The sequence below is a fragment of the Nocardioides mangrovicus genome (genome assembly GCF_003674065.1).
In the GTDB taxonomy this organism is placed as follows: domain Bacteria; phylum Actinomycetota; class Actinomycetes; order Propionibacteriales; family Nocardioidaceae; genus Marmoricola; species Marmoricola mangrovicus.
Window position 1 is genome coordinate 61,635 of the sequence record NZ_RDBE01000001.1, and the last position, 14,644, is coordinate 76,278.

A 14,644-nucleotide genomic window follows, 5' to 3' on the forward strand; every position below is an offset into this window, starting at 1 on the left:
GCTGACGTTCACGTCGACGCCGAGAACTTCTGAGGAGCGATGCCCATGTTCGAGCGGTTCACCGACCGGGCGCGTCGGGTGGTCGTGCTGGCCCAGGAAGAGGCCCGCATGCTCTCCCACAACTACATCGGCACCGAGCACATCCTGCTCGGTCTCATCCACGAGGGCGACGGGATCGCCGCCAAGGCCCTGGAGAGCCTGTCGATCTCCCTGGAGGCGGTGCGCGCCCAGGTCGAGGAGATCATCGGCCAGGGCCAGCAGGCCCCCAGCGGCCACATCCCCTTCACTCCGCGCGCCAAGAAGGTGCTCGAGCTCTCGCTGCGCGAGGCGCTGCAGCTGGGCCACAACTACATCGGCACCGAGCACATCCTTCTCGGCCTGATCCGCGAGGGCGAGGGCGTCGCCGCCCAGGTGCTGCAGAAGCTCGGCGCCGATCTCAACCGGGTCCGCCAACAGGTCATCCAGCTGCTGTCGGGCTACCAGGGCAAGGAGACGCAGACCGCGGGCACGGCGCCCGAGGCCGCGCCGTCGTCCTCGCTGGTGCTCGACCAGTTCGGCCGCAACCTCACCCAGGCCGCCAAGGAGGGCAAGCTCGACCCGGTCATCGGGCGCGAGAAGGAGATCGAGCGGGTCATGCAGATCCTCTCGCGGCGCACGAAGAACAACCCGGTGCTGATCGGTGAGCCCGGCGTCGGCAAGACCACGATCGTGGAGGGGCTGGCCCAGGACATCGTCCGGGGCGACGTCCCCGAGACGCTCAAGGACAAGCAGATCTACACCCTCGACCTCGGCGCCCTGGTGGCCGGCTCGCGCTACCGCGGTGACTTCGAGGAGCGGCTGAAGAAGGTCCTCAAGGAGATCCGCACCCGCGGCGACATCGTGCTGTTCATCGACGAGATCCACACCCTCGTCGGCGCCGGCGCGGCCGAGGGCGCCATCGACGCCGCCAGCATCCTCAAGCCGATGCTGGCTCGCGGTGAGCTCCAGACCATCGGCGCCACCACCCTCGACGAGTACCGCAAGTACGTCGAGAAGGACGCCGCCCTCGAGCGCCGCTTCCAGCCCATCCAGGTGCAGGAGCCCTCGATCGCGCACACCATCGAGATGCTCAAGGGCCTGCGCGACCGCTACGAGGCGCACCACCGGGTCACCATCACCGACGAGGCCCTGGTCGCCGCGGCCACCATGTCCGACCGCTACATCTCCGACCGCTACCTGCCCGACAAGGCCATCGACCTGGTCGACGAGGCCGGCTCGCGGCTGCGGATCCGTCGTATGACCGCACCGCCGGACCTGCGCGAGTTCGACGAGAAGATCGCCGACGTCCGCCGCCGCAAGGAGGGCGCCATCGACGGCCAGGACTTCGAGGCCGCCGCTCGCCTGCGCGATGAGGAGAAGCAGCTCATCTTGGCCAAGGCCGAGCGTGAGAAGCAGTGGCGCGCCGGTGACATGGACGCCGTCGCCGAGGTCGACGACGAGCTCATCGCCGAGGTGCTGGCGGTGGCCACGGGCATCCCGATCGTGAAGCTGAGCGAGAAGGAGTCCACCCGGCTGCTGCAGATGGAGGACGAGCTCCACAAGCGCGTCATCGGCCAGGACGAGGCCGTCAAGGCGCTCTCGCGAGCGATCCGTCGTACGCGGGCGGGCCTGAAGGACCCCAAGCGCCCCGGTGGCTCGTTCATCTTCGCCGGCCCCTCGGGTGTCGGTAAGACGTGGCTGTCCAAGACGCTGGCGGAGTTCCTCTTCGGCGACGAGAGCGCGCTGATCCAGCTCGACATGAGCGAGTTCTCCGAGAAGCACACCGTCTCGCGGCTGTTCGGCTCGCCTCCTGGCTACGTCGGCTACGAGGAGGGCGGCCAGCTGACCGAGAAGGTGCGCCGCAAGCCGTTCTCCGTCGTGCTGTTCGACGAGGTGGAGAAGGCCCACCCGGACATCTTCAACTCGCTCCTGCAGATCCTGGAGGAGGGTCGGCTCACCGACTCCCAGGGTCGGGTGGTCGACTTCAAGAACACCGTCATCATCATGACCACCAACCTCGGTACGCGTGACATCGCCAAGGGCGTGAACCTCGGGTTCGCGCAGGTCGGCGACGCCGCGGGCTCCTACGAGCGGATGAAGGCGAAGGTCAACGAGGAGCTCAAGCAGCACTTCCGGCCCGAGTTCCTCAACCGTGTGGACGAGATGATCGTGTTCCCGCCGCTCTCGCAGGAGCAGATCATCAAGATGGTCGACAACATGATCGGCTCGGTCGAGCTGCGCATGAAGGACCGCGACATGTCCATCGAGCTCACCACCGCGGCCAAGGAGCTGCTCGCGGTCCGCGGCTTCGACCCGGTGCTCGGTGCTCGCCCGCTGCGGCGCACCGTGCAGCGCGAGATCGAGGACGTGCTGGCCGAGAAGATGCTCTACGGCGAGGTCGGCCCCGGCCAGATCGTGCTGGTCGGCGTCGAGGGCGAGGGTCCGGAGGCGAAGTTCACCTTCAAGGGCGAGCAGCGCAGCGAGGTGCCCGACACCCCGCCGCTGGAGCCCGCCGGCGCCATCGACCCCGTCGACCTCGACGACGGTCGCGACGCGGAGGGCCCCACGGACCTGCCGCGAGCCGAGGGCGGCACCGCGGACTGAGACCCGCACGACGTCATACGAGGTGGTTGCTACGGCGACCACCTCGTATGACGTTCTGGGCAGTTCAGGGCCCAGCTCAGGGCAGGGCAGGGCTCAGGGTAGGGCGAACCGGTCGTCGCTCCTGACCACGAGTCCGTCGGCGATGAGCGAGGCCAGGCAGCGCTCCCGCTGCGCGGCGTCGGGCCAGGCGGCGTCCAGCTGGGCCTGCCCGACGCTGCCGGGCGCCTCGCGCAGCACCGCCATCAGTCGTCCGCGGCACTGCCGGTCGGTGCCGTCCCAGGCCTGACCGCGGCGCGGTGGGCCGTCGTACGCGGGCCGGCCGGAGGCCAGCCAGACGCACCGGTCGGCCACCGGGCACGCCTCGCACCGCGGATCGCGGGCCGTGCACACCAGCGCGCCCAGCTCCATCACCGCCACCGCCCAGGTGGCCGCCGTGGCGGGTTCGTCGGGCAGCAGCGCCTCGGCGCGGTCGCGCTCGGCCCGGGTGACGGCCTGCGCCGGCCACTCGACGCCGCCCACCAGGCGCGCGAGCACCCGCCGCACGTTGGTGTCGAGCACCGCGTGGCGCCGGCCGTAGGCGAAGCTGGCCACGGCCGCCGCCGTGTAGTCGCCTACTCCGGGCAGTGCCAGCAGGGTCGCGTAGTCGCTCGGCACCTGCCCGCCGTGCTGGTCGCGCACGGCGGTGGCGGCGGCGTGCAGCCGCAGCGCGCGGCGCGGGTAGCCCAGCCGGCCCCAGGCGCGGACCGCCTCGCCCGCGGGCTCGGCGGCCAGCGCGGCCGGCGACGGCCACCGCTCCAACCAGGCCTGCCAGACCGGCAGCACCCGCGCCACCGGCGTCTGCTGCAGCATCAGCTCACTGACCAGCACGCCCCACGGGGTCGCCTCGGGCCGCCGCCAGGGCAGGTCGCGCGCGTGGTGGTCGTACCAGTCCAGCACCGGTGCGTGGAGGGGCGAGGCGGGCATCGCGGCGAGCCTAACCAGCCCGCGCGCCGCGATTTCCTAGCGTGGGGCGCATGCCTGCCGGTCGCCTGCCCGCACGGGTCTACTGGACCCGGCGTACGGCGGTGCTGGTGACCGTCCTCGCGCTGGCCTTCGCGGTGGGTCGGCTCTTCGTCGACCACGGCGACGGCACCCGCGCGGTCTCGGCGACCACCTCACCCAGCCCGACCGTGAACCTCGCGCCGCCGGTCAGCACCGGGACCACCTCGCCGACCCCCTCGGCCGCGCCCGGCTCGACGTCGTCGGCCGGCTCGGCCTCGGCGACTCCGACGCCCACCGCCCTGGCCGCTCCTACCTCGGTGCCCACCGGGGCGTGCTCCGACGACGAGATCACCGTGACCCCCGCCGTTACCTCGGTGACCGGGGGCGGCGACGTCGCGCTGGCGATGAACCTGACCACGACCACGAGCAGCGCGTGCACCTGGAAGGTCTCGGCCAACGCGATGGTGGTGGCCATCAGCAAGGGCCAGACCCGGCTGTGGTCCACGCAGGACTGCTCGAGCGCGGTGCCCACCCAGGACGTCATCGTGCGGCCCTCGGACGAGCAGCCGACGCAGGTGCAGCTCACCTGGGGCGGCCGACGCTCCACCACCGGCTGCGCGTCCGGCCAGGCCTGGGTCGACCCGGGCCGCTACACGATCACCGCGGCCAGCCTCGGCGGCGAGCCCGAGCGGGCCTCGTTCGAGGTGACGGCCCCGGCGCGACCGACCATCACCAAGACGGCCAAACCCAAGCAGCAGAAGAGCCCGACCGGCCCGACCACCACCCCGCCGGGGTAATCCGGGGCTGGTGTGGAGACGGTCGCGGAGCGACCTCCTCCACCGACGTCTCGTGCCGCTCGCGAGCCCGAGCTCAGACGTAGCGGTCGAGGAAGCTGGACTCGGCCAGCCGGGAGAGGCCCTCGCGAATGCTGTTGGCGCGCAGCTCGCCGACGCCGTCGACGAGCTGCAAATCCTCGGCGGTGGCCGAGAGCAGCTTCTGCAGCGAGCCGAAGTGGTCGACCAGCCGGTCAGCGACCAGACCGGGCAGGCGGGGCACCCGGGCCAGCAGCCGGTGGCCGCGTGGGCTCAACGAGGCGTCCAGCGGCTCGCTGGAGGGCAGCCCCATCGCGGCGGCGACGGCGGAGACGTCGACCAGCTCGGTGGGGGAAAGGGCGGCGAGCGCCTCGAGCACGTCCTCGGTCGAGCGGCGCCGACGCAGCCGCGGCCGGTAGTCGCGCACGACGAGCACCCGGTCGGACTCCACGCCGGTGACCAGCTCCTCCAGCTGCAGCGAGAGCAGCCGGCCGTCGCTGCCGAGCTCGAGGACGTAGTCGTCGATCTCGCGCGCGATCCGGACCACCATCTCCAGCCGCTGGGCCACCACGGCGACGTCGCGGACGGTGACCAGGTCCTCGATCTCCAGGGCCGAGAGGGTGCTGGAGACCTCGTCGAGACGGGTCTTGTAGCGCTCGAGCGTGGCCAGCGCCTGGTTGGCGCGGGAGAGGATGGAGGCCGAGTCCTCAAGCACGTAGCGCGTTTCGCCGACGTAGACGGCGATGATCTGCATCGACTGCGACACCGAGACCACCGGGTGGCCGGTCTGGCGGGCGACCCGGTCGGCGGTGCGGTGTCGGGTGCCGGTCTCGACGCTCGGGATGCTGGAGTCGGGCATCAGGTGCACGGCGGCGCGGATGATGCGGCTGGCGTCGCGGTCGAGCACGAGCGCACCGTCCATCTTGGCCAGCTCACGCAGTCCCGTGGCGGTGAAGGGGACGTCGAGCAGGAAGCCTCCGGTGGAGATCTCCTGCACCTGGCGGTCGTCGCCGAGCACGATGAGGGCGCCGGTGCGGCCGCGGAGCACGCGTTCCAGGCCGTCGCGCATCGCGGTGCCCGGCGCAATGGCGGCCAGCGTGGCACGCAGGCGTGCAAGGTCGCGGGACTGGTCACTCACCGATCGTCCACTCCCCGTGGTCGGCCTTCATGTGGATCCCCCCGAGCCCCCGCCGTGGCAGGAGTCTACGGGGAAGTCGACCGAGCGGGCCGCCGGTTATCGAAGCGTGACTCAGTGCCCGCCCCGGGATGGGGCCGACCGGCGACCACGCGCAGCGACTGCTCGCCGTCCGGCTCGTGCGAGGAACGGCCGCGGCGCTCACGGATCTCGCCGTTGATGCCGGAGACCTCCATCAGCTCGCCGACGTGGCCGACCTCGTGCACGACCAGGTCGCCGAACCGCGCCGGCAGCCCCGCGTGGCCGGGCACCAGGGCGTGGCGGAAGCCCAGCCGGGCGGCCTCGGCCACGCGCTGGGAGAGGTCGGGCACGCGCCGCAGCTCCCCGGACAGGCCGAGCTCGCCGACCGCGACGACGTCGGTGCCCAGCGCGTGGTGGGCGTGGGCCGAGGCGACCGCGAGTGCGACGGCGGCGTCGCTCGCGCTGCCGGCCAGCCGCGCCCCGCCCACGGTGGAGACGAAGACGTCCTGGGAGTGCAGCCGGATCCCGGCGTGCTGCTGCAGGACCGCCAGGATCATCGCCAGCCGGTTGTTGTCGACCCCCGAGGTGGTCCGGCGGGGCCGCTCAGCCGGACTGGTGGCCACCAGGGCCTGGACCTCGGCCAGCAGCGGTCGGCGGCCCTCCATCGCCACCGAGACGCAGGTGCCGGGGATGGCGCCGTGGTGGGGGTCCATGAACAGGCCGGTGGGGTCGGCGATGGCGACGATGCCCTCGGCCGAGAGGTCGAAGCAGCCCACCTCGTCGACCGGGCCGAAGCGGTTCTTGACCGCCCGGACCAGCCGCAGCCGGGAGTTGCGCTCGCCCTCGAACTGCAGCACGACGTCGACCAGGTGCTCGAGCACGCGGGGCCCGGCGATGGTGCCGTCCTTGGTGACGTGACCGACCAGCACGGTGGTGATGTTGCGCAGCTTGGCCATCCGCACCAGCGCCGCGGCCACCTCCTTGACCTGGCTGACGCCACCGGGGACGCCGTCGACGTCGGCAGCGGCGACGGTCTGCACCGAGTCGATGACCAGCAGCGTCGGGCGCACGGCCTCGATGTGCCCGAGCACGGCCCCGAGGTCGGTCTCAGCGGCCAGGAACAGCTCGTCGTGGACTCCTCCGGTGCGGTCGGCGCGCATGCGGACCTGCGAGGCCGACTCCTCGCCGGTGACGTAGAGGGTCCGGGCGCCAGTGCGCGCGGTCTGCGCGGCGACCTCCAGCAGCAGCGTCGACTTGCCGACGCCGGGCTCGCCGGCCAGCAAGATGGCGGCGCCGGGCACCAGTCCGCCGCCGAGCACGCGGTCGAGCTCGGGCACACCGCTGGCGCGGGCGTGGGAGTCCTCGGCGGGCACGCGGCCGATGGGCAGCGCAGGTGCGCTGACCGGGCCGGCCTGGACGCGCGAGGCGGGCGCGCCGGCCTCCGCGAGGGTGCCCCAGGCCTGGCACTCCCCGCAGCGCCCGACCCACTTGCCGGTGGTCCAGCCGCACTCGGCGCAGCGGAAGCTCGCCTTCACCTTCGAACCTGTGTTCGCCATGTCGCCAACCTAGAGCAGCGCTCCGACAGGTGTGGCCAGACACTCCCCGCGATAGTGTTGGAACGTTCCAGACATCGGAGGTGGGGCGATGACGACGACCGGTCGCTCCGGCCTGCCCACGGGATCGCCCGCAGGCCCCCCCACGCTGACCACCGTCGCCGAGCTCGCCGGGGTCTCCCGCCAGACCGTCTCCAACGCGCTGAACAACCCCGAGCTGCTGCGTCCGGACACCCTCGAGCGGGTGCTGCAGGTGATCGCCGACGTCGGCTACACGCCCAACCGCGCCGCGCGCCAGCTGCGCAGCGGGTCCTCCCACCTGATCGGGCTGCGGTTCGAGCCGGCGCAGGAGGGCACCACCAACGCGCTGATGGACCGGTTCCTCCACACCCTGGTGGAGACCACCCGGCAGACCGGCCACCACGTGCTGCTCTTCTCCGGCGACCCCGACGACCCGCTCGACGGCTACGACGACCTGCTGCGCTCCACCGCCGTCGACGCCTTCGTCATCACCGACACCTACTCCGGCACGCCGCAGGCGGCCTGGCTGCAGGAGCGCGAGGCGCCGTTCGTGGCCTTCGGCCGCCCCTGGGACGACCCGCACGCGAGCCACGCGTGGGTCGACGTCGACGGCTCGGCCGGCACGCGGCTGGCCACCCAGCACCTGCTCGAGCAGGGCTACGACCGCGTGGCCTGGCTGGGGTGGGAGAAGTCCTCCCGTATCGGCGAGGACCGGCGGACGGGGTGGAAGGCCGCGATGAACCGCGCTGGCCTGGACACCAGCGGCCTCGGCCTCCGGATCACCGACAACCTCGACGCCGCGCGCCTGGCCGCCCACGAGCTGCTCGACCGCCGCGTGGTCGCCTTCGTCTGCGCCAGCGACACCCAGGGCATGGGCGTGCTGCGCGCGTTCGTCGAGCGCGGCATGCGCTCGGGTGTCGACGCCGCCGTCGTCGGCTTCGACGACTCCCTCGCCGCCCAGGTCACCGGCCTCTCCTCCGTGCGCCAGCCGCTGGAGCAGGTCGCGGTCGAGGTGGTGGGCCTGCTGCGCGCGACGCTGGCCGGAGCACCCGCGCCCGAGCGGGGCCTGGTGCTCACCCCGAGCCTGGTGGTGCGCACGTCCTCCCAGCGACCCGACTAGGCGACCGCACGCTTCCTCACAGGTCCGAGAGGCGGGCGATAGTGGCCGCCGCGCGCCGCCGGTGGCGTACGGGTGCGTCGGGGTGCAGGTCGTCGAGGAACCCGTAGCGCCGGCGCAGCGAGGCGGTGTAGGAGCCGGTGTCGGTGGCGGCCTTCGTCGCCGCCCACCAGTCCAGGACGTCGCCCAGCCCAGGCGCGGCCAGCGAGCCGCCGAACTGCTCGACGGCCAGCGCCGAGCACAGCGAGGCGAACGCCAGCCGCTGCTCGAGCGGCCAGCCCTCCAGGGTGCCCAGCACCAGGCCGGTGGCGAAGACGTCGCCGGCGCCGGTGGCGTCGATCGCCTGCACGCGCAGCGCCGGGACCTGGGCCTCCTCGCCGGTGGTGGAGTCGATGGCCATGGCGCCGTTGGTGCCCGCCGTGACCACGGCCAGCGGCACGAGGTCGGCGAGCGCGTAGAGCGCGTCGCGGGCGGTGTCGGTGCGCGTGTAGGCCATCGCCTCGGTGGCGTTGGGCAAGAACGCGTCGCAGTCCGCGAGCTCGCCCAGCGTCGCCTCGGACCAGACGCCGGTGTCGTCCCAGCCGACGTCGGCGAAGACCAGCGCGCCGTCGTCGCGCGCGAGCCGGACCCACTCCGGCGTGGTGCCCGCGCGCTCGGGGTCGGTCTCCAGGTCGGTGACCACGGCCCGGCTGCGCGGCGGACGGCCGATCAGCTCGGCGCCGCTCATCGGCGCCGCGTGGCCGTGGGTGACCATGCTGCGGTCGCCGCCCGTGGCGATGGAGACCGTGACCGGTGAGTGCCAGTGCTCGAAGCGGCGAGAGCGGATGAGGTCGATGCCCTCCTGGTCGGCCAGCGTCGACCAGCAGAACTCCCCGTACGCGTCGTCGCTGAAGGCCGCGGCCAGCGAGGTCCGCAGCCCGAGCCGGCTGGCGGCCGTGGCCAGGTTCGCGATCCCGCCCGGGCACGACCCCATGCCGGTGGCCCACACCTCCTTGCCCGGCGTCGGCGGCGTGGCCAGCCCGGTGAAGATGATGTCGAGGAAGACCATGCCGGACAAGAAGACGTCGAAGTCCGCGTCGTCGGTCATGGCGTCGAGCCTAGGTGGAGCCGGCCGCCCGGGTAGTCCAGACCAAGTAGCACCAGTTGTGGCCGCTCAGATGGTGCTATTCGATCTGGACTACCCCGGCATGGGCGGCGGGTCGTTTCGCGTCCACAGCCGGCGATCCAGCACCCGTTCTCCACAGGCTCCGCGGAGGGGATTCCGGGAGCTGCTCGCAGCGCCGAGGGTCGCCTCGTGTTCTGGCCGAGGTGTGAGCGTCCGCGTGGTCTGGTGGCGCCTGCGCGCCTCGACCCGTCGGGTGAGCGAGGGCCCAGCCGGGGGCAGGTGAAGAACCACGGCTGGCGACGATCGTCCTACGGGCTCTACGTCCCGGCGGCCGTCGACGGCGGCGTGGTCGAGCAGCGGATCCTTGAGCAGGGCTCCCGGGTGCGGGGCGGCGGTGCCGTGACCGCGTGGGCGTCGCTGCGCTGGCGGGGCGCCGCGTACTTCGACGGCACCGGGCCGAGCGGCGAGCAGCTCGCGGTACCGCTGGTCGTGGGTCGGGACAAGATCCGGGAGGGCCCTGGGATCACGGTCTGTCAGGAACAGATCGCCCCGTCCGAGCGTGAGCTGGTCGACGGGCTCTGGGTGACGACCGTGCAGCGGGCGCTCTTCGACGAGGTCCGTCGCCTCGGGGCCCTGCGCCCGGGCGTGGCGGCGGTCGACATGACGGCCGCCGCCGAGCTCATCTCCGTCTGGTTGTTCGCCAGCTACGTGTGGCACCGCCATGCCTGGACCGGTGTCCCGTTGGTGCGGGAGGTGCTCCCGTGGGCCATCGACGAGAGCCGGTCGCCGATGGAGACCCTGCTCCGGCTGTGCTGGGAGATCGACGCCGGTCTGCCGCGGCCGTTGTGCAACGTCCCGGTCTTCGACGCCATGGACGGCAGGTTGCTGGGTGTCCCCGACCTTTTCGATCCGGTCGCCGGCGTGGTCGGCGAGTACGACGGTGCGCATCACAAGGACGCCGACCAGCATCGCGCCGACGTCGTTCGCGAGGGCGGCTTCCGCGACCACGGCTTGGAGTACTTCGCGGTCGTCGAGGGCCAGCTCCGGCAGCGCCGGGCGGTGGCCGAGCGCGCCCGACGGACCCGCGAGCGGGCCAAGTTCCTGCCACCGGAGTCGTGCGCCTGGACGCTGACCCCTCCGCCCTGGTGGACGCCCACCCCCACCCTCGACGAACGGCTCGAGCGGGCCGGCATGGTCGAGCGGCTCACCCACCGCTGACGCCGGCGTAGTCCAGATCAAGTCGCACCGGTTCGCCGCTGACATTGGTGCGTCTTGGTCTGGACTACCCGGTCAGAAGTGGCGCCACCACAGGTTGACCGCGTAGTCGACGCCCGTGCCTTGGTGGTGGGCGAGGATCCAGGCGGCGGTGGTGGGGTCGAACTCGATGCCGACGACGGCCTCCAGGTCGGCGCGGGAGTCGAACTCCCACCGGATGGTCAGCCGTTCGCGCTGCCAGCCGCGGGAGAGCCAGAACGGCTCGACGACGTCGGGGTCGATGTCGGGGTAGCCGCGGCGGAACCAGGTGCCGAAGGTCGAGCGCGTGGGGTCGTTGTCGACGACGAAGGCCGTGCCGCCGCGGCGGACCACCCGGTCGAGCTCGCGCAGGCCGGGCTCGCAGCCGGGGCCGAAGAAGTACGCCCACCGCACGTGCACGACGTCGACCGAGGCCGGCGCGAGCGGCAGCGCGGTGGCGCTGCCCTGCACCACCGTGACCGCGGACAGGGCACGGACGCGTCGCCGCGCGATCGCGACCAGACCCGCGTGCGGTTCGACGCCGACGACGCTGCGGGCCGCGCCGTGGCCGGACTCCGCCCAGCGCGGCAGGTGGAACCCGGTGCCGCAGCCCAGGTCGAGCAGGTCTCGCCCGTCCCAGGGTGCGATGGCGGCCATCGCGGCCTCGATGAGCCCGTCGGGATCGGCGGCGCGGTTCTCGATCTCGTAGGTGGCGGGGTGCTCCCAGATGTTCGGGGAGCGCACCGCGCCCTTCGAGACGCTCAGATCCGGACCAGGCCCGAGCGGGTCTGGAACTGCACGGCCAGGATGCCCGGGGTGCCGTGGGGGGCCACCCAGTCGACCTTGACGTCCTCGAGCGGCTTCTCCACCGGCTGGCCGAGCCACTCGCTCACCCGGCCGGGGTCGCCCGCGATCTCCAGTGAGGCGAACGAGACGTCGCCGGTCGCGCCGCTGCTGGGGTGGAGCTCGGCGTCGCTCTCCCACTGGATGAAGAACGGCAGCTGCGGGTCGGACTGCAGGCCCTTGACGCCCAGCTGCTTCCAGCGCAGCTCTGTGCCGTCGGGACGGTGCCGGTTGCCGTTGGCGGCCTCTCGGCCGAGCCGCTGCTCGTGGGGGCCGATGTCGTCGACCGCGACGACCCAGCCCAGCCAGCCGCCGCCGTTCTCGCTGCGAGCGCGGACGGCCTGCCCGAAGGGCGCCTTGTCCGACGCCGGGTGGTCGAGCACCTCGACGACCTCGAGGTAGGTGCGATCACGCAGCGGCAGGACCTTGTTGCGGGTGCCGAACCGTGGGTGCACGCCACCGTCGCGGAAGGGCGTCCCGAGCTGTTCCGAGATGCGCGCCACGGTGCCGTCGAGGCCTCCGGGGCCCGCAGCGAACGAGATGTGGTCCAGTCGCATGCAGATGATTGTGCGGTGTGCGGTGTGCCACCTTGACACCGGGGTTGCGGCCCGGGTCGCAAGCGGGGAGGGACGCGGAGGTCACAGCCCCGGGTCGGCGGGGTGCGGGGCCACCCGCGAGCGCGAGGCCACGTGCTCCTCGCACGCGGCGGCCAGCACGTCGTACGCCGGCTGACCCATCAGCTCGACCAGTTCGGTGGCGCTGGAGACGTAGACCGGCTCGACGCCGACGTGGGCCTCGGTGTTGCCCGTGCAGTACCAGTCCAGGTCGTGGCCACCCGGGCCCCAGCCGCGACGGTCGTACTCGCCGATGCTGACCTCGGTGTAGCTGGTCTCGTCCTGCCGGGTCACCTCGCGGAAGGTGCGCCGCACCGGCAGCTGCCAGCACACGTCGGGCTTGGTGGCCACGAAGTGCACGCCCTCGCGCCCGGCCAGGTGGTGCAGTGCGCAGCCGTAGCCGCCGGCGAAGCCGGGGGAGTTGTGGAAGATGCAGGCGCCGTCGACCACGCGCGTCTTGCGCTCGCCGTCCTCGAGCTCGACCCAGCCCTTGCGACGCACGCTGCCCTTGCTGGACAGGGCTTCGGGCCTGCGCTCCCAGGTGGAGTCGTCGAGCTTCTCGACCCACTGCGCCACGCGCTCCTCGTCGTCGCGGTCGCTGAAGTGCGCGCCGAGGGTGCAGCAGCCCGCCTCTGGGGAGGTGGCGTAGATGCCGGGGCAGCCGCCGCCGAAGATGCAGGTCCAGCTCGACGTCAGCCAGGTCAGGTCGCAGCGGAACACCTGGTCGCCGTCGGCGGGGTCGGTGAACTCGTACCACGCACGCGGGAACGCCAGGTCGACCTCAGGCACCCGCCCACGCTATCCGGCCTCGTTAGTGTGGCCCCATGCGCCTCGGCGTCCTGGACATCGGTTCCAACACCGGCCACCTGCTCGTGGTCGACGCCCACCGCGGCGCAGCGCCGACGCCCGCCTTCAAGCACAAGCGTCCGCTGCGCCTGGCCGAGCACCTCGACGCCGCCGGCGCCGTCACCCAACAGGGCATCGACGCGCTCTCCGACTTCGTGTCGCGGTCGCTGGAGGTGGCCGAGGACAAGGGCTGCGAGGAGATCCTCGGCTTCGCCACGTCGGCGGTGCGCGACGCCAGCAACTCCGACGACGTGCTGGCCCACGTGCTCGAGCGCACCGGTGTCGACATCGACGTGCTGCCCGGCGAGGACGAGGCGCGGCTGACCTTCCTGGCCGTGCGGCGCTGGTTCGGCTGGTCCTCGGGCCGGCTGGCCGTCTTCGACATCGGCGGCGGCTCGTTGGAGATCGCCGGCGGCGGCGACGAGGGCCCCGACGTCGCCTGGTCGCTGCCGCTCGGCGCGGCCCGGCTGACCCGCGACCACCTGCGCGAGGGCCGTACTCCCGAGTCGGTCCGCGAGCTGCGCAAGGCCGTCCGGGCCCAGATCGCCCACGACGCCGGCAAGCTGCTGCGCGGCGGCGCCCCCGACCACGCGGTGGCGACGTCGAAGACGTTCCGCTCGCTCGCGCGCATCTGCGGAGCGGCGCCGTCCAGCGACGGCATCTACGTCAGCCGCACGCTCACCTCGCAGGCGCTGGCCGAGTGGCTGCCGAAGCTGGCCGACATGGACGACGCGGAGATCCGCGAGCTGCCGGGCGTCTCGGCCGACCGGGCCCACCAGATGGTGGCCGGGGCGCTCGTGGCCGAGGCGGTGCTCGACATCTTCGACGTGCCGGAGCTGGAGATCTGCCCCTGGGCGCTGCGCGAGGGCGTCATCCTCGAGCGCCTGGACCAGATCAGCCAACGCGATGGCTGAGCCGGGCGGACCGCTCTTCGCGCTCTCGACGGCCTCGGTCTACCCCGAGTCGGTGGACGAGGCGTTCGGGTACGCCGCACGGCTGGGCTACGACGCCGTCGAGGTCATGGTCAGCATCGACGAGCGCAGCCAGTCCACCGAGCACGTGGCGCACCTGGCCGAGTACCACCAGATGCCGGTATGCGCGGTGCACGCGCCCTGCCTGCTCATCACCCAGCGGGTGTGGGGCACCGAACCGTGGGGGAAGCTGGAGCGCTCGGCCGAGATGGCGCACGCGCTGGGCGCCGACGTCGTCGTGGTGCACCCGCCGTTCCGCTGGCAGCGCGACTACGCCACCGGCTTCGTCGAGGGCATCGCCGACCTCGAGCAGCGCACGGGGCTGGCCTTCGCGGTGGAGAACATGTACCCGTGGCGGGCCACCGCCAAGCGCGAGATGGAGGTCTACGCCCCCGGCTGGGACCCCTCGCAGGAGTCCTACGCCCACGCCACCGTCGACCTCTCGCACTCGGCCACCGCGCAGACCGACCCGGTGGAGATGGCCAAGCGCCTCGGTCCGCGGCTGCGGCACCTGCACCTGGCCGACGGGTCGGGTTCGGCCAAGGACGAGCACCTGATCCCCGGCCGCGGTTCCCAGCCGTGCGGGGAGATGCTCGAGCACCTGGCCGCGGTCGGGTTCAGCGGCCACGTCGTGGCCGAGGTCAACACCCGCAAGGCGCGCGACCGCGACGACCGCGAGCGCGACCTGGCCGAGGCGCTCGCGTTCGCCCGCCTCTACTTCTCCAGCCCAAGGTCCGCGGGCCGGTCGGGACCCACCGCGCAGTAGCCTG

The 14,644-nt window shown here is 72.6% G+C and carries 13 protein-coding genes; 6 read left to right on the forward strand and 7 right to left on the reverse strand.

All coding sequences use genetic code 11. The annotated features are described in order from the left end of the window. Window positions 1-45: 45 nt before the first annotated feature. The gene (locus D9V37_RS00270; RefSeq protein WP_232524657.1) at window positions 46-2,622 is read left to right on the forward strand and encodes an ATP-dependent Clp protease ATP-binding subunit; all 2,577 of its coding nucleotides are present in this window, start codon (window positions 46-48) and stop codon (window positions 2,620-2,622) included. A gap of 93 nt (window positions 2,623-2,715) precedes the next feature. Here the strand turns inward: D9V37_RS00270 and D9V37_RS00275 are convergent, their stop codons facing one another. Continuing rightward, complete coding sequence (locus D9V37_RS00275) at window positions 2,716-3,585, reverse strand: HhH-GPD family protein (protein WP_121804150.1); 870 nt, start codon at window positions 3,583-3,585, stop codon at window positions 2,716-2,718. A gap of 50 nt (window positions 3,586-3,635) precedes the next feature. On the opposite strand from D9V37_RS00275, the gene D9V37_RS00280 reads away from it, so the two are divergent. Further along, window positions 3,636-4,400, forward strand: coding sequence for a hypothetical protein (locus D9V37_RS00280; protein WP_147455825.1), 765 nt, complete (start codon window positions 3,636-3,638; stop codon window positions 4,398-4,400). 73 nt (window positions 4,401-4,473) lie between these two features. Here D9V37_RS00280 and disA read toward each other — a convergent pair whose 3' ends face one another. Further along, window positions 4,474-5,553 (reverse strand): DNA integrity scanning diadenylate cyclase DisA, encoded by a 1,080-nt coding sequence (gene disA / locus D9V37_RS00285; RefSeq protein WP_232524658.1) that lies wholly within the window; start codon window positions 5,551-5,553, stop codon window positions 4,474-4,476. Between the two features lie 65 nt (window positions 5,554-5,618). Continuing rightward, complete coding sequence (gene radA / locus D9V37_RS00290; protein ID WP_121804152.1) at window positions 5,619-7,127, reverse strand: DNA repair protein RadA; 1,509 nt, start codon at window positions 7,125-7,127, stop codon at window positions 5,619-5,621. Window positions 7,128-7,215: 88 nt separating this feature from the next. Here radA and D9V37_RS00295 point away from each other — a divergent pair, with 88 nt between their 5' ends. Beyond that, on the forward strand, window positions 7,216-8,265 hold the full coding sequence (locus tag D9V37_RS00295; protein ID WP_121804153.1) for a LacI family DNA-binding transcriptional regulator: 1,050 nt from the start codon (window positions 7,216-7,218) through the stop codon (window positions 8,263-8,265). A 16-nt stretch (window positions 8,266-8,281) separates the two neighbouring features. Here the strand turns inward: D9V37_RS00295 and D9V37_RS00300 are convergent, their stop codons facing one another. Then, a complete protein-coding gene (locus D9V37_RS00300) occupies window positions 8,282-9,349 on the reverse strand; it encodes a carbohydrate kinase family protein (RefSeq protein WP_121804154.1) in 1,068 nt (355 codons plus the stop codon). A gap of 297 nt (window positions 9,350-9,646) precedes the next feature. Here D9V37_RS00300 and D9V37_RS00305 point away from each other — a divergent pair, with 297 nt between their 5' ends. Beyond that, window positions 9,647-10,585 carry a hypothetical protein gene (locus tag D9V37_RS00305; protein ID WP_121804155.1) on the forward strand — a complete coding sequence of 313 codons (939 nt, stop codon included), beginning with the start codon at window positions 9,647-9,649 and terminating at the stop codon, window positions 10,583-10,585. 72 nt (window positions 10,586-10,657) lie between these two features. Here D9V37_RS00305 and D9V37_RS00310 read toward each other — a convergent pair whose 3' ends face one another. From D9V37_RS00310 to D9V37_RS00320, 3 genes are all read right to left on the reverse strand, one after another. Continuing rightward, window positions 10,658-11,344 carry a class I SAM-dependent methyltransferase gene (locus D9V37_RS00310; RefSeq protein ID WP_232524659.1) on the reverse strand — a complete coding sequence of 229 codons (687 nt, stop codon included), beginning with the start codon at window positions 11,342-11,344 and terminating at the stop codon, window positions 10,658-10,660. A 17-nt stretch (window positions 11,345-11,361) separates the two neighbouring features. Further along, window positions 11,362-12,000: a VOC family protein gene (locus tag D9V37_RS00315; RefSeq protein ID WP_121804156.1), complete on the reverse strand. Its 639-nt coding sequence runs from the start codon at window positions 11,998-12,000 to the stop codon at window positions 11,362-11,364. An 81-nt stretch (window positions 12,001-12,081) separates the two neighbouring features. Further along, entirely contained in the window at window positions 12,082-12,846 is a 765-nt protein-coding gene (locus D9V37_RS00320; protein WP_121804157.1) for a hypothetical protein, read from the reverse strand. 35 nt (window positions 12,847-12,881) lie between these two features. On the opposite strand from D9V37_RS00320, the gene D9V37_RS00325 reads away from it, so the two are divergent. Together D9V37_RS00325 and D9V37_RS00330 are read left to right on the forward strand one after the other, a co-directional pair. Then, on the forward strand, window positions 12,882-13,817 hold the full coding sequence (locus D9V37_RS00325; RefSeq protein ID WP_121804158.1) for a Ppx/GppA phosphatase family protein: 936 nt from the start codon (window positions 12,882-12,884) through the stop codon (window positions 13,815-13,817). After that, window positions 13,810-14,640 carry a sugar phosphate isomerase/epimerase family protein gene (locus D9V37_RS00330; protein WP_121804159.1) on the forward strand — a complete coding sequence of 277 codons (831 nt, stop codon included), beginning with the start codon at window positions 13,810-13,812 and terminating at the stop codon, window positions 14,638-14,640. The genes D9V37_RS00325 and D9V37_RS00330 overlap by 8 nt, the downstream gene beginning before the upstream one ends. Window positions 14,641-14,644: the final 4 nt, after the last annotated feature.

What these genes read in the sequence shown, in the direction of transcription:
- D9V37_RS00270 (WP_232524657.1), top strand. Translation starts at nt 46, where the DNA reads ATGTTCGAGCGGTTCACCGACCGGGCGCGTCGGGTGGTCGTGCTGGCC.
- D9V37_RS00275 (WP_121804150.1), bottom strand. Translation starts at nt 3,585, where the DNA reads ATGCCCGCCTCGCCCCTCCACGCACCGGTGCTGGACTGGTACGACCAC.
- D9V37_RS00280 (WP_147455825.1), top strand. Translation starts at nt 3,636, where the DNA reads ATGCCTGCCGGTCGCCTGCCCGCACGGGTCTACTGGACCCGGCGTACG.
- radA (WP_121804152.1), bottom strand. Translation starts at nt 7,127, where the DNA reads ATGGCGAACACAGGTTCGAAGGTGAAGGCGAGCTTCCGCTGCGCCGAG.
- D9V37_RS00295 (WP_121804153.1), top strand. Translation starts at nt 7,216, where the DNA reads ATGACGACGACCGGTCGCTCCGGCCTGCCCACGGGATCGCCCGCAGGC.
- D9V37_RS00300 (WP_121804154.1), bottom strand. Translation starts at nt 9,349, where the DNA reads ATGACCGACGACGCGGACTTCGACGTCTTCTTGTCCGGCATGGTCTTC.
- D9V37_RS00315 (WP_121804156.1), bottom strand. Translation starts at nt 12,000, where the DNA reads ATGCGACTGGACCACATCTCGTTCGCTGCGGGCCCCGGAGGCCTCGAC.
- D9V37_RS00325 (WP_121804158.1), top strand. Translation starts at nt 12,882, where the DNA reads ATGCGCCTCGGCGTCCTGGACATCGGTTCCAACACCGGCCACCTGCTC.
- D9V37_RS00330 (WP_121804159.1), top strand. Translation starts at nt 13,810, where the DNA reads ATGGCTGAGCCGGGCGGACCGCTCTTCGCGCTCTCGACGGCCTCGGTC.